Here is a 13,316-nt window from a genome sequence, read left to right as displayed (position 1 = left end):
CTTGGAAATAAGGCTTCCAAGTTTACTGGTTCAGAATATACTTTTTGAATGCGGCAGGCGGCATGCTTGTGAAGGTCTTGAAGTCTCTAATCGAATGGGATTGATCATAATAATTTTGGCTCAGGAGGTAGTTGAAGTCCGTAGAGAGCGTGCTTGAAGGATGAGAGAAGCAGGAAATGGCATTTTGAAAGCGCATAATTCTGCAGTATTGTTTGGGGGGAATTCCGTAGCTGTCACTGAACACCTGGCGGCAATGGCGGGCTGAATAACCGATTTTTGTAAACATTTCAGATAAAGACAACTCATCCGTATGCCCGCAAAGAAGACATAGCAGATTTTCAATGAAATCGGACTTATAGTCGTAATTAATAAAATGCTTTTGGGCAAAGGACTTGAAGATGGACGCCCGTTCCCTGAAGCTGATCCCCTCAATCAGGGTCTCGCATAAATCCTCAATATTTATCAGCTCCTGCAAATCCACCCGGTCACCAGCCAGATCCTTGTAATGATACACGAGGCTCTTAATCATTCCCTTTTCGGTGTATGGTTTAAAGCCAAAATATATAGTGTCAGGTTTAAGGTCAAGATAACGCAGCTTAAAGCTCGGCCCCAAGAAAAAGGCTCTTGGCACAACCGGATCGCATTCCACAATCATATCCATGCAGGTGTCAGGAACCATCAGTATGGGGCGGTTCAAGGATTCGGCTGTTTTGAATTCATAAAATAGGGCGGAGCCTTTATTTGTCGTACTGTTCCAAGGAATGATGCACTCCCGGTAATAGCTTTGATTCATGATGTCTGGTTGTATAGGACCATGTTTCTTCTGGCTCCAGCTTGCTGCTGTATTCTCATAATTCATCATGAACACCTCTCTTGCGTGCAAATTGCTAAGGAATGACAGACGGCGGGCTCCGAATAAATTACCTATAAATATAACGAGCGGCTGGAGAGTTGTCAATTAGAAACCGCAATTCATGTTATATTTACTAACATAATAATACAGGGGACAAAAGCTGGTATCGCCAGTCTCTTGTCCCCTACAGATATTACTTTTTTTATTAAGAAAGGGTTTGAAGGGCTTCGGGAGTAAACGGCACTAATTCATCCAAGTTTCCGTCCCGGATTTTGCCGGCCCAAGCAGGGTCTGCCAGCAATGCTCTGCCGATCGCAACCAGATCGAATTCTCCATTCTCGAGCTTTTGAACCAATCCCTCGATACTTGCATTGCCCGCACCTTTTCCTTCGGTGAAAAGGGTCGTGAAATCACCATCCAGGCCAACTGAACCGACAGTGATCGTTGGTTTACCGGTAATTTGTTTAACCCAGCCGGCGAAATTCAAGTCAGAGCCATCAAATTCCGGGTCCCAGAACCGGCGGGTTGAGCAGTGGAAAATATCCACTCCCGCATCAACCAGAGGCTCCAGAAATTGTTTTAGCTCCTCCGGTGTTTTGGCCAATTTAGCTGTATAATCCGTTCCCTTCCACTGCGAAATTCGCAGCACAATCGTGAAATCAGGACCAACTGCACGGCGGCATGCTCTGACCACTTCTTCGGCAAAGCGGGTACGTGCAATCAGGCTGCCTCCGTAACGGTCTGTACGTTCATTGGTTTTCTCCCAGAAGAACTGGTCAATCAAATAGCCATGTGCTCCGTGAATTTCGATTCCATCAAATCCAATGCGCTTGGCCTCACCCGCCGCTTGTGCAAAAGCATCTACAATCTCGCTAATATCGGATTCGGTGTAGTCATTAACTTGGCCCCGTGTGCCCATATGCCAGATTTGGGGAATAATCTTCCCTCCTGCCGCATGTACTTCAGACACTACGTTGGCCCAGCCCTTTAATGCTTCTTCACCATAGAAAAAAGGTACACTCTCCTGATTGGAGGCATCAGCATGATTAACTACCGTACCTTCCGTCACAATCAGGCCCACACTATTCTCGGCTCTCCGGCGATAATAGGCAGCAACATCCGGCCCTGGAACACCATTAGGCGACATCCCCCGAGTCATCGGCGCCATTACTATACGATTGGACAGCGTTAGATTTCCCAAGGTAAACGGACGGAATAAAGGTTGTACAGTTGCAGAACTGGTCATTAAAATACCTCCAATGTTATATAGTCTCGCCCAACGCAATCTATAGCCGGTCTTAGAAGCCTGTAGTGTACTGTTTAGGGATTGCAGTTTCTTTTCTCAATTTCGACGCGGCTTCTAACGTCCAATAAGGGCTTCTCAGCATTTCTCTGCCTACAGCCACCAGATCGGCCTCCTCATTTCCGATAACTGCATTCGCCAAAATTGGATCATCAAGTCTCCCAACGGCCATCACCGGAATATCCAGTGCTTCTTTGATAGCTCTAGCCAAGGGTACTTGGTACGCTGCGTGAGTTCCTGGTCTGCCCCATGCAGCAATAGGTCCCTCACCGCCGGATGAAATATCAAACATATCTACCCCTGCTCTTTGATATTCCTTGGCAAAAGCTGTGCTTTCCAGTATGCCATATCCGCCTTCTACATATTCTTTGGCGGAAATACGCATCAGGAGCGGCATGTCCTCCGGCATTTCACCCTTCGCTGCCTGAATAATCTCCCGGCCAAACAGGGTCAGGTCCTTACCATATTCATCTTCCCGTTTGTTCGTAAGCGGAGAATGAAATTGATGAATCAAATAGCCATGTGCGCCATGAATTTCAATAGCGTCGAATCCGGCCTTGACGGCGCGGGCTACAGCAGTGCGGAATTTCTCGACAAGCCCCTTAACCTCTTCTGTCGTAAGCGCACGGGGTTGTTTGGAATTTTCATCAAAAGCAATAGCAGATGGCGCTACAGGAACTTCAGCATCCTCCGCCTTGCGTCCGGCATGCGCGATCTGGATTCCTACTTTGGCGCCGTAGCTGTGACAAGCATCTACAATCCGCTTGAGAGCAGGAATTTGTTCGTCTGACCACAAGCCCAGATCCAGGTCCGAAATCCGGCCATCCGGCTCTACATCTGTCATTTCAATTATGATAAGACCGGCCCCACCCACTGCCCGGCTAACGTAGTGTGTATAATGCCACTCTGTGGCGACTCCATCCTTTTTGTCAACCGAGTATTGACACATTGGCGGCATCACTACGCGGTTTTTCAATTCCAAACCTTTAATTGTATATGGGCTGAATAAATCCTTCATGTAAGAAAGACTCCTCTCTCGGTATAATAAAATGCATGCACACGCATATATAATATCATGTTTATTTCATTTGTCAAATTCTTAAAACAATCTTTGAATGATATCCTGAAATTCTGATTTCAAGCCCTCTTTTTGAAGCTCAGATTGCAGAACCTGATTGAAGGTTTGTAATGCGCGCTGATATTTATTTTCACCAAATTCCGTAATCCGGGTATAAATACCCCGCCGGTCATCCTCACATATATGTCTTTCCAGAGCGCCGCAGTTCTTGGCCTCCATTCTTACTACGAGTCTGGAGGTCGCACTTTGGCTTAAACCCACCATCTCTTGAAGCTTCTGCAGTCGTAATTTTTTTTGTTCTGACTTGGATATGAAACTCAGTACATAAAACTCCTTCAAAGATAAATCATATTCTTGCTGCAGAGCTATTTCCAGCTTGTCGGTAATATTGGAAAAGATGTGAGACAAGGATAACCATATATCTAAAGGTTCATTCTTATTTTGCAAGTTTAGACCCACCAATCCATACCGAAGTATTAACACGTAGTTTATCCCATTGTAACAAGCTACAACAGAACGGTCAAAACCCATATAACGCCTGATAATGACTGCATACCGCTCTTACCTTCCTCCATCAAATAAGGATAAGGTCATCTCTATGCTTTGTCTGATAAAAACATGATCCGGCTTGGATTTCATCATAACAGTCAGTCCTACCATATATACAACAAGGTAATCAGCCAGTGCCTCGGGATTCAGCACACCGGACAACTCTCCTCCTTGCTGCCCTCTCTTAATTGCCTCCTGGAAAATCGCCGCCAAATACATTTGATGCTCCCGGGTGAGAATAGCAAATTTAGGATCATGCGGAGCAAGCTCCACCATCGTATTTATACAAAAACAACCTCGCTGGATATCTGTCGCCTCATCCTCTTCTGCAGCGATTTGCTCAAACAGCTCCCGAAACGCAGCTCTAACAGAAGTGCTCTGCTGAAACCGCGACCTCACTTGGGAGGCATGCCATGTGTTATACCGGCGCAATGTTGCTTCAAACAGCTCCTTCTTATCCCCAAAAGCTGCATACATGCTGGGACGCTGGATCTCCATCCCATTCGTCAGATCACGAAGCGATGCCGCTTCAAAGCCTTTTTCCCAAAAAATGTTCATGGCTGCATCAAGAGCCTTGTCCGTATTAAATTCCCGTTGTCTCCCCATAACGATCACCTTTTTTGTATCAATCAGTATTTATTACAGGTTAAATCCTGGTGTTACCAATGTCAAGTTTGTCTTAATAAACACATTTCGTTCTTATTGACATTGTCTTAAATCCTAGAGTATGATACTAAATACAATTGTACCGAACGGTATACAAAAGATCATTTTTTAAAGAAAGGTGTTTCATCTATGAATTACTCATCCGATCAACTACAAGCTTGCTCACAATCGCAAACTGTATTGTCTCGTTCCGTTATCCTCTTGTTGGCATTTTGCAGTGGACTTTCTGTGGCTAATATTTACTATGTGCAGCCTTTGCTTGATTCCATTGCCAGCGACTTCAACATTTCGCATTCTTCTATTGGCATAGTGGTTACGGTGACACAAATCTTTTATGCGGCAGGCTTACTCCTCCTGGTTCCCATTGGAGATCTGTTAAATCGGCGTAAACTGATATCAGCACAGATGCTCCTCTCTTCGGGGGCATTACTTACAGTAGCAGTCTCTTCATCTAGCATTGTTCTGTTTGCCGGGATAGCAATCGTTGGATTGTTAGCTGTTGTCGCCCAGACGATGGTTGCCACTGCCGCCACATTTAGCCCCCCGGCAGAACGCGGGCGAACAGTTGGACTTGTAACCAGTGGCATTGTCATCGGAATACTGCTTGCCCGGACGGTTGCTGGTACTTTAAACGATTGGTTAGGCTGGAGGTCTGTCTACATATTCTCGGCAAGTCTCACCTTGCTTGGCAGCGTAGCTCTGTTTCTTTTATTGCCTAAACAGGAACCGGAACGAACCAGACTGAGCTATGCCAAGGCTGTCATTTCTACATTTCAGTTGTATCGTGACCTGCCAATCCTGCGGATACGTTCCTTGCTGGCTATGCTGATTTTTGTGGCTTTTAGTATTTTATGGACAGCAATGGTTCTACCTTTAAGCAGTCCTCCACTATCTTTGTCACACACAGCCATTGGCGCTTTCGGGCTTGCCGGAGTAGCGGGGGCACTTGCAGCCGCTTATGCAGGCAGACTGGCCGATCTTGGCCATGCCCGAGTCACAACCGGCATTTCCTTATTCATTTTACTGATCGCTTGGATACCCATTGGGCTTGTGTACCGTTCTATCGGTTATCTTATTGTCGGGGTTGTGCTGCTTGACCTGGCCGTCCAAGCCGTACATGTCACCAATCAGAGCTTAATTTACAAGACCCGCCCTGAAGCACAAAGCCGCTTAACTGCGGCCTACATGGTTTTTTATTCGATAGGCAGCGCAACAGGCTCGATTGCCTCAACTCAGGTGTATGCTTGGTCCGGCTGGGCAGGGGTGTGTTGGTTAGGAGCATCGGTAAGTGGGCTTGCATTACTGCTATGGGGTTATGATGGTTATAAAAACCAGGAAAAATCAAAATAATTACTTCCCAACACAAAAACGTCTCCACGCATTCATCTTCGTAGAGACGTTTCTGTCAGTGGATTAAACATCACACAGTGTATTTACCGTTCCCGCTCCTCTTTATTCTCCTGTGGACCGCTGTACGCAATATTCTCTTTCACATCAGCGCTGTGGTCATCCACCCAGCCCTGCGGATTTCGGGAAAGAACTATCTCCTGCAAACGCCCAATCCGCCCTCGCAGAGCGGAACAAATCGCGTTCGAGCGAGCTTCGTCCACAAAGAGCGAACCACGGAAAATATCCCGCACCTCATCTTCAATTCCGTCTAGTAGAGACAAGTCCAGCCAATCGAAGGATGTCACCAGCTTGATTTGCTCATTATGATCCTGCTTGAACGGCTTGCAGGTTAGCTTGCCGTCTGTACGAATCAAACTGGGCGGCTTGGAGAACCAAAGCGAAGAGCCGCTATCATAAATCGGCGCAGGCCCGATCCATTCCAATGTCTCCGCATGGCGTATCACGCCAAGATTGTTCTGATGCCGGTCCTCATTGGCAATCAGGTAATCCAGTACAATCATTCTATCCAATGCCTCAACAACGCCGGGAATGCCCAGCGCCTCACAGCAGTTCACATAATGCTGATACACGGAAATATGATTTGGCTTTTGCCGGGTGTGCATCACATACCAGGCGGTAATGAGTTCCGTCTGCGGGGTAATGAAATTTTCACACACACTGTAGGGGTAATCTTCCTGCTTCATCAGCGTATACGGAACATGGGGAATGCCCAGCCTCTCCAAGATCTTACTGGCAATCACCTCATTGTACGGTTCTTGCTGGGTGGCCCCGCTTCCTCCCTTCACTAGAAAGCGTTTGCCATCCATAATGGCCCATTTCTTTTTCAGCCAGCCATCGGAGGTGTTGTCCGGCGACATCAGGCTCATGGCATCTGACGAACCTTTCCCGAACAACACATTCCCCACATCCTCCGAAAAGGGGTTGTCGAAAAAGTTAATAGCGCTCCACCTCAAATCTGATGCAGATGGACGAATCCAATACTGGTCGGACAAGCTGAGTCCGAAGCTTTTATCCAGCAGTTTTTGAGTCGTAGACAGATTCAGTTCAATGAGCGCTTCTTGAATCCCGTCCCGGCTGGCCGGAATCGCACGGCCTCTCCACCATTCATTCAGTGCCGCGCGGTCTATTTTTCCTCGCTTGACAGTTATCCCTACTGGCACATGCTGCTTCGCATAGACTTGTCCAATTGCTGAAATGGAGACTGTCGCTTCATCCAGCTCAATCTCAGCCACGGGTTCATTTTTGTGCATGAGTGTGTAAGATTTATTCCGGGATTCAGCCATACCGTTCACTCCATTTCTCGGTTCCTTTCTTGTATTATACCAAGTCCGCAGAAGCTTCGTCATGTTAACGATGAAAGATCGTCATAATTATTCGGACAGATATACCTGCAATACGCAAAGCTCAATGACTGGGTATCCTAGTTCATATTGCGGCAGGACCTATCCCAGCAGTTCTTTGGCTCCATTCATCAATAAGGGTGTAGTCTGTTTAACAAATGATTCCGCATTTATTAGTTGCCCCTCATTGTTCCAAACGTAAGCCGCCCCATACATCCCCCAACTTAACATGATAGAAGCTGTATTTATTAAGAATTGCGCGTTTGGACTCGGTCGCATCTTGTCTTTGTCTATAAAGGAAAGAAGTATCGTTTGAATTTTTTCCTTTATTTGAATTTCGAATACAGGTCCAAGCGATTTATACCTTCTTTTGCACATAGTGCTTAGACCCTTATGAAAATCGCATACACCCAAAAAAATACTCTGAATGGTTTCTTCATTTAATACTTCGTGACCGCTGATTCTACGATTGATGATTGTCATAAATGATTCCATTAGCTTGGCTTCAAGAATCTCGAATTTATCTACAAAGTGCGCATAAAAAGTCGTTCTGTTAACAGTAGCCCGCTCTGCAATATCTCTAACGGTTATCGCTTCAAAGTCTTTCTCTTGAATTAGTGAATCAAAAGCGTCTTGAAGAAGCCGCCGTGTACGTATCACACGAGGATCAGCTTCATTCTTTTTAATGGTCATGGTTAAGATCCCCCCAATAAAACGACATTATAGGAATGGTGTTGTCTATCCAACGGTTCATAGTTATTGATGATTGTGCACCATCCGGTTGTCATAATAACATAGAAATACAACAAGTGTTGTTCAAACAACAATATTGTATGCAGCTTTTTCAGGCCAAAAGGAGGAGAGAACCATGTCGGTTTCACAACCATCGCACACGATGGCGCACCAGCTTTTTTTTGATGTTATTCAAGAACGCCGGTCGGTTCGCAGCTATGATCCAGAGATCAAAATTTCGCGGGAGGAATTGACTGAAATATTGCGGCAAGCCACACTGGCTCCTTCAGCCGCTAACCTGCAGCCGTGGCGGTTCCTCGTTATCGACTCGCCGGAGCTGAAGCAGAAGCTGCTTCCGATTGCATTCAATCAGCAGCAGGTGGTCGAGGCTTCGGCAGTCATTGCGGTACTCGGAGATTTGGAGTGTTATCAATGGGCCGAGAAAATTTACGGAATGGCAGTCGATGCGGATTACATGCCTGCAGAGACGGCTAAATCGTTCGTGGAACGCTATACCGGCATGTATTCGAACATGTCGCCCGAGGCCATCCACCAAAAAGTTTACACCGACGGCGGGCTAGTATCAATGCAACTTATGCTGGTCGCCCGCGCTAAAGGCTATGATACGGTCCCAATGGGCGGTTACGACCAGGCTAGACTTGTAGAAGCGTTTGATATTCCGGAGAAATACACTCCTGTTATGCTGATCGCCATCGGCAAGGCGGCGAAGCCCGGTCACCGCACAGTGAGGCTGGCGATTGATGATGTAGCTTTCTTTAACGAAATGCCTATGGAATAACAAAAAATAAAAGGCCTTAGCGCCCGCATTAACAACGGGGAGCTAAGGTCTTTTACAGGTACTACGCATCAGCTTCTAACAAGTATCGTACAAGAGAACAACCAGTACTCTATTTCAACAGGTGGCTCGGAAAGAGTACTGGTTTGTTGTTTATTTATTGTGAGCTTATAGGCGAATCAGTACCTTGCCAAACCGTCCACCCTCCTGAACGACAACTTTGCCTGATGGATAGGACTGCTCTAAATAGCTGGCTACAATACTCCTATTCCGCTCATCAACAGGCAGCCGGTGATGTCCAAGCCACGTCATCACTTCCTGCAAAGCCATCTCTCCGGAGACCTCCCGCGTCTTTTCTTCCAAAGTAACCAGCGTTTCGTAGGCATATCCTTTCAGATACAGCAGGTGCAGCAGATAACCCATTTCGGTAAGCTTCGATTGATAGGCTTGACCGGTAACAAGCGGCCAAATTTCTTTAACTAGACTGTGCTGCGTATGGAGAATCGGCATACTGATATAACAGAACTTTCGGGCACACTGGAGTACCTTCTCCACACTCTCCCAATTGTGAATGATTGGACTCATCGAGGCAAAGACGAGATCAAAGGCCCGGTTCCAGCCCTTGGACCACACATCAATGACTTCAAAAGGTTCGGGTACAATTTTCACCTGGTCTTCGGCGAAGCTTGAAATGTTTGCTTCCAGCAACTCGATCAACGGGGGAGAGGTCTCTACTGCCGTAACACGGGCACCCTTCTCTGCAAATGGCACCGAGAACACGCCCGACGCGGCACCAATATCAAGCACTGATGAATTTGCGAATTGAACTCCTTGTCCTTCTAGCCAATTCATAATTCGATTGGTTCGTTCTCTTCCTTGTTTGTTGAATGATTGCTCGTTAAAGGTCTTGGCCTTATGGTCAAAAGACCGGGTAGGATCAATTCCATTCATTTTCATCCTTGCGATTTTTATATCGGATTCGTCTTTCCATACCTTTTCCCACATGGCTGCATTAAAAAAATCATCGTTCATAATTATTCTCCACGCTTTCTTAATAATTTAGAGGTTCCTAGTCGATGCCCTGATCTTTCCTTTACGGAGAAAAAGACCGATTCCTAACGCAATAAGCGCGGCGATGACTCCAGCAGAACGCATTCTTCACGCCTAAATAAAGATTTCACGGACTTACAATATCCATAATATAAGCGCAAGAAGCTTATCACCTCTTGTTTGCCTCATGGTTCCGTCGTTCAAGACCCTCATCCAATACCGATTGTATTGTTTGTTCCCGCAAATATTGGTACAGATGCTGTTCTGCACCGTTCATCACCTTCTCAATCAAGCAACCATTAGTCGCCAAGTTTTTCTGATCTTGCTGCGCAGCCTCATCTTCTGCTAACAACTGATGCTGCTGCGAACTTGAATTTGAGCATCTGAATAACTGCTGCCTTCCTTCAATTGCTTGAATCACATCAAGAAATGTAATCTGATCCGCCGGCCTGGCAAGCTCATATCCTCCGTTCACCCCTGGCACAGCACGTAAAATTCCATCCTGTCTCAGTTTGGATAACGTTTTGGATAAATAACTTTCAGAGACACTAAGCGTTGAAGATAACTCCTTAATCCCGACATTGCTGCAACGCTCCGAGTGTGCCAGATGAACCAAGGCATGTAGGGCGTAATCTGTACTTTTGGAGAATTGCATGTTGCCTCCCTATGCATACGAAGTAATTTATTGTAGATCTACGTTATCTACAATAAATTATTTAACATCACATTGCAATATTTTTTTGATTCAATTTCATGAGATAAGCTTGTAAAAGGGGGCCGAACCGTTTCTCGTCCAACGGATTCCAGAATATGTAGTTCAAACACACGACGGGTCAACAGGATAACTAAGCGAAAAAAGGGGCACCCCGTAGCCTTGCATGGCTAAGAGTGACCCTTTTTCTGTTATGAACTGGTAGTGTCAGTTTACGCTAAAATGGCTGCAATCACTTCACTCAATGGCTGCTGCGGACGGCCAAGCAGCTTCTCAAGATCTTCGCTCTGCACATCCAGAGCACCTTCGCCGATTGCCGTTTGAAAGCCTGTTACGAATGCGGCAACACCTTCAGGCAGGCCGAATCCTTGCAGTCTTTCATCGTAAGCAGCGGCGGTAAGATTCTGGACCTGAACTTCTTTGCCAATCACGTCGGCAATGATAGCGCCCAGTTCATCGTGAGTGATCGTCTTTCCCGACAGCTCGTAGACCTTGTTGGCATGTCCCTCGCTTGTGAGCACCGCAGCGGCGGCATGCGCATAATCACGGCGCGCAGCCCAGCCAACCTTGGCAGAGCTTGCAGCATGCACGAATGGCGCGCCTTGTGCAGCGGCCTTGATACCGTCAGCTTCATTCTCCAGATACCAGTTGTTTCGGAGAATAGTAAATGCCACTCCTGATTCTTTAAGATAATCTTCCGTATTCTTATGATCTGGGGCAAGGCTCAGCGTGCTGTTGTCAGCCTGGGCCAAGCTAGTGTATACGATTTGACTGACGCCTGCTTTCTTAGCGGTGTCGATAGCATTCTTATGCTGCTGGAAGCGATCTCCTTCAGTTCCCGAGATGAGCAGCAGACGTTCAACACCCGCGAAGGCTTGCTCCAATGAGGCAGAATTGGTGAAATCCCCTTCACGCACATCCACGCCTTTGGCCTTCAGTTCTGCAGCCTTGCCGGCACTGCGCACACTCACAGCCAGCTCGCTTGCTTGCAAAGTTCCCAGCAGTTTCTCTACTACTAATGCACCCAATTGTCCTGTTGCGCCTGTCACCAATATGCTCATGATATTTCCCCCTTGGAATTAGATAGATATAGTCTGTGCCGGCAAATAAGTATTTCCCGATACGGTTGTAACTATCATAGTTACAAAAGTGAAGTTAGTCAACACTTTTTTCCGACCTGAATACTTTGTTTTCTTCATTTCCGGCACTATTATAGAAACTGTATACTACCTCAATGGTTCTTGATATTCATGATCAAGTAAATCCCATTGCAGCTAACTCCGGGACTTCATCAGGGTGATACAGGATAAGCCCTGTTTTGAATCTGCGGAACCCCTGCTGCTCATACCAGATGACCGCCTGTGCAATACTGTCTGAAAGTGCCCGTCCGCAACCGATGACATGGCTACTCCTTTTTTGAGGTGGTGAACTCGGGTTTCTGGCATTACAGATCAGAAGGCTTCTTGCCGCCAATACGATAAAATTCACCGCTGTCCTTGCGTCTCCAGCCGATACGCATAGTAAGCGGATGCTTCATTTCGATAGCTCCCGACGCCGGGCAGTGCTCCACACAACTGCCGCACAGCCAGCATTCCTCCGGATAGAACACGGTCGGCTCCACTTGACGCGTAAGATCAGGCATGAGCACATTCGTCCGGCATACAACAGTGCAACGGTTGCACTTGATGCACAGCTCCGGATCAATAACTATCGGCGCATTCAGCGTCGCGGGATTTCTAATGAACTTTGCATTATATTTCACTTTTCAGCTCCCTTTCCCATAGACATCGGCATAGCTGCGAAGCAATTGCCGTACTAGCGCCTCTGCACTCCGGCCCCCCGCTTGCCGCTGTGAAGACGGTAGTTATCGGCATACTGACTGGAATACGGGGGAAGCAGCCAATACTGCTGCGGCCGCTCATCTGTCTTGATCTGCCCATCCTCCAGCTTGACGGTAACGAATTTGTTCCATTCAGGCGGATCGTATTCCGGATAATCCAAGCGGTTGAAATCAAGTGTTCTGCTGCTCGCCCGCCGGGCCAGAGAGGATTCAAGAATCAGCTTCCCGACGGTAATTCGGGAGAGCGCCTCCTGTACACGCCACAGCTCATGCGGATTGTTGGCATACACGTCTGCGGCTTCATTCTCAGCAATCTCTTCAAACCATCGCAGGCCAAGACGCATTGTCTTTTCACTCTTGAATTCCCCACAATAATCCTGCATGACCCGGCAGACTCCGGCCTGCAGCTCCTTCCAGCCCGTGCCTCTGCTGCGGGACAGCGGTTCGTATATACGCTGCTTTTCCTGTTCAATGAAGCTTCGCAGAGGCTCAAGCAAGTCACATTCTGCAGCAGCTTCCGCTGCCTTTCGCCCTGCGTATCTGCCTGTCACCGCCGAAGTAGCATGACTGCCACCGCCCAGCAACGCCTGTCCGGCTACGTAAAGCCCGGGTAAGGTAGTACGCAGATCCCAGTCAAACACCGGGCCTCCCCCGCCGACAAAACCATAATCCCGGAGATGATAAGATCCGGGGCCTTCCGTCCACGGGCCATGGAACCCGGCAATCTCCGGCGGATACACCGGTACTTGCAGTTGATCCCGCTCGGGCCGGAAGCCTGCGTTCGTATAATTCACATATACAGGGATATAGCTTCTGCCTTCGTTGGCAACCATCAGATGAAAAATAGCTTTGCGTTCAAGCTTAGTTCCTGTATTTTCCAACAAACAGACCCTCTTTATCATAAACCCTTAGCGTATGTGCAGATATGCTGAGTTGCTTTGCTACATCCTTAATGGAATAGATCATATTTCTCCCCTTTGTAAAAAA

Annotated in this window: 15 protein-coding genes; 2 read left to right on the top strand and 13 right to left on the bottom strand. The window is 47.2% G+C overall.

Translation table 11 applies throughout. The features are described 5' to 3' along the window. Window positions 1-22: 22 nt before the first annotated feature. The 5 genes from B212_RS0103725 to B212_RS0103705 all read right to left on the bottom strand — a co-directional run bounded on the left by B212_RS0103725 (window position 23) and on the right by B212_RS0103705 (window position 4,389). Window positions 23-862 carry a helix-turn-helix domain-containing protein gene (locus B212_RS0103725; RefSeq protein WP_019909033.1) on the bottom strand — a complete coding sequence of 280 codons (840 nt, stop codon included), beginning with the start codon at window positions 860-862 and terminating at the stop codon, window positions 23-25. Window positions 863-1,058: 196 nt separating this feature from the next. Next, a complete protein-coding gene (locus B212_RS0103720) occupies window positions 1,059-2,099 on the bottom strand; it encodes an NADH:flavin oxidoreductase (protein WP_019909031.1) in 1,041 nt (346 codons plus the stop codon). Between the two features lie 52 nt (window positions 2,100-2,151). After that, a complete protein-coding gene (locus B212_RS0103715; protein ID WP_019909030.1) occupies window positions 2,152-3,174 on the bottom strand; it encodes an NADH:flavin oxidoreductase/NADH oxidase in 1,023 nt (340 codons plus the stop codon). Between the two features lie 81 nt (window positions 3,175-3,255). After that, window positions 3,256-3,681, bottom strand: coding sequence for a MarR family winged helix-turn-helix transcriptional regulator (locus tag B212_RS0103710; RefSeq protein ID WP_019909029.1), 426 nt, complete (start codon window positions 3,679-3,681; stop codon window positions 3,256-3,258). Between the two features lie 114 nt (window positions 3,682-3,795). Continuing rightward, complete coding sequence (locus B212_RS0103705; protein ID WP_019909028.1) at window positions 3,796-4,389, bottom strand: TetR/AcrR family transcriptional regulator; 594 nt, start codon at window positions 4,387-4,389, stop codon at window positions 3,796-3,798. Window positions 4,390-4,578: 189 nt separating this feature from the next. On the opposite strand from B212_RS0103705, the gene B212_RS0103700 reads away from it, so the two are divergent. Then, window positions 4,579-5,799: an MFS transporter gene (locus B212_RS0103700; RefSeq protein ID WP_019909025.1), complete on the top strand. Its 1,221-nt coding sequence runs from the start codon at window positions 4,579-4,581 to the stop codon at window positions 5,797-5,799. Window positions 5,800-5,882: 83 nt separating this feature from the next. On the opposite strand, the gene B212_RS0103695 is transcribed toward B212_RS0103700, so the two are convergent. Both B212_RS0103695 and B212_RS0103690 read right to left on the bottom strand, forming a co-directional pair. After that, window positions 5,883-7,142, bottom strand: coding sequence for a HipA domain-containing protein (locus B212_RS0103695; RefSeq protein ID WP_019909024.1), 1,260 nt, complete (start codon window positions 7,140-7,142; stop codon window positions 5,883-5,885). Between the two features lie 159 nt (window positions 7,143-7,301). Then, the gene (locus B212_RS0103690) at window positions 7,302-7,892 is read right to left on the bottom strand and encodes a TetR/AcrR family transcriptional regulator (RefSeq protein WP_019909023.1); all 591 of its coding nucleotides are present in this window, start codon (window positions 7,890-7,892) and stop codon (window positions 7,302-7,304) included. 175 nt (window positions 7,893-8,067) lie between these two features. Here B212_RS0103690 and B212_RS0103685 point away from each other — a divergent pair, with 175 nt between their 5' ends. After that, a complete protein-coding gene (locus B212_RS0103685; RefSeq protein ID WP_028530591.1) occupies window positions 8,068-8,730 on the top strand; it encodes a nitroreductase family protein in 663 nt (220 codons plus the stop codon). A gap of 165 nt (window positions 8,731-8,895) precedes the next feature. Here B212_RS0103685 and B212_RS0103680 read toward each other — a convergent pair whose 3' ends face one another. The 6 genes from B212_RS0103680 to B212_RS35870 form a co-directional block, all read right to left on the bottom strand. Next, window positions 8,896-9,759 (bottom strand): class I SAM-dependent methyltransferase, encoded by an 864-nt coding sequence (locus tag B212_RS0103680; RefSeq protein ID WP_019909021.1) that lies wholly within the window; start codon window positions 9,757-9,759, stop codon window positions 8,896-8,898. Between the two features lie 187 nt (window positions 9,760-9,946). After that, entirely contained in the window at window positions 9,947-10,432 is a 486-nt protein-coding gene (locus B212_RS0103675) for an RrF2 family transcriptional regulator (protein ID WP_019909020.1), read from the bottom strand. A gap of 269 nt (window positions 10,433-10,701) precedes the next feature. Continuing rightward, window positions 10,702-11,550 carry an SDR family oxidoreductase gene (locus B212_RS0103670; RefSeq protein ID WP_019909018.1) on the bottom strand — a complete coding sequence of 283 codons (849 nt, stop codon included), beginning with the start codon at window positions 11,548-11,550 and terminating at the stop codon, window positions 10,702-10,704. A 383-nt stretch (window positions 11,551-11,933) separates the two neighbouring features. Next, window positions 11,934-12,251 (bottom strand): 4Fe-4S dicluster domain-containing protein, encoded by a 318-nt coding sequence (locus B212_RS32965; protein WP_019909017.1) that lies wholly within the window; start codon window positions 12,249-12,251, stop codon window positions 11,934-11,936. Window positions 12,252-12,304: 53 nt separating this feature from the next. Then, a complete protein-coding gene (locus B212_RS0103660; protein WP_019909015.1) occupies window positions 12,305-13,210 on the bottom strand; it encodes a hypothetical protein in 906 nt (301 codons plus the stop codon). Further along, window positions 13,191-13,295, bottom strand: a complete 105-nt coding sequence (locus tag B212_RS35870) for a MerR family DNA-binding transcriptional regulator (RefSeq protein WP_084673232.1) — start codon at window positions 13,293-13,295, stop codon at window positions 13,191-13,193. The genes B212_RS0103660 and B212_RS35870 overlap by 20 nt, the downstream gene beginning before the upstream one ends. Window positions 13,296-13,316 lie beyond the last annotated feature (21 nt).

Origin of the sequence: Paenibacillus sp. HW567, assembly GCF_000374185.1 — a bacterium.
GTDB lineage: Bacteria > Bacillota > Bacilli > Paenibacillales > Paenibacillaceae > Paenibacillus_AQ.
Note: the sequence above shows the minus strand (reverse complement) of the source record. Positions and strands in the feature narration are given on the sequence as shown.

Coding starts and splice junctions, on each gene's coding strand:
- B212_RS35870 (WP_084673232.1), bottom strand. CDS start 13,295: ATGATCTATTCCATTAAGGATGTAGCAAAGCAACTCAGCATATCTGCA.
- B212_RS0103695 (WP_019909024.1), bottom strand. CDS start 7,142: ATGGCTGAATCCCGGAATAAATCTTACACACTCATGCACAAAAATGAA.
- B212_RS0103725 (WP_019909033.1), bottom strand. CDS start 862: ATGATGAATTATGAGAATACAGCAGCAAGCTGGAGCCAGAAGAAACAT.
- B212_RS0103685 (WP_028530591.1), top strand. CDS start 8,068: ATGTCGGTTTCACAACCATCGCACACGATGGCGCACCAGCTTTTTTTT.
- B212_RS0103700 (WP_019909025.1), top strand. CDS start 4,579: ATGAATTACTCATCCGATCAACTACAAGCTTGCTCACAATCGCAAACT.
- B212_RS0103715 (WP_019909030.1), bottom strand. CDS start 3,174: ATGAAGGATTTATTCAGCCCATATACAATTAAAGGTTTGGAATTGAAA.
- B212_RS0103675 (WP_019909020.1), bottom strand. CDS start 10,432: ATGCAATTCTCCAAAAGTACAGATTACGCCCTACATGCCTTGGTTCAT.
- B212_RS0103680 (WP_019909021.1), bottom strand. CDS start 9,759: ATGAACGATGATTTTTTTAATGCAGCCATGTGGGAAAAGGTATGGAAA.
- B212_RS0103670 (WP_019909018.1), bottom strand. CDS start 11,550: ATGAGCATATTGGTGACAGGCGCAACAGGACAATTGGGTGCATTAGTA.
- B212_RS0103720 (WP_019909031.1), bottom strand. CDS start 2,099: ATGACCAGTTCTGCAACTGTACAACCTTTATTCCGTCCGTTTACCTTG.
- B212_RS0103690 (WP_019909023.1), bottom strand. CDS start 7,892: ATGACCATTAAAAAGAATGAAGCTGATCCTCGTGTGATACGTACACGG.
- B212_RS0103705 (WP_019909028.1), bottom strand. CDS start 4,389: ATGGGGAGACAACGGGAATTTAATACGGACAAGGCTCTTGATGCAGCC.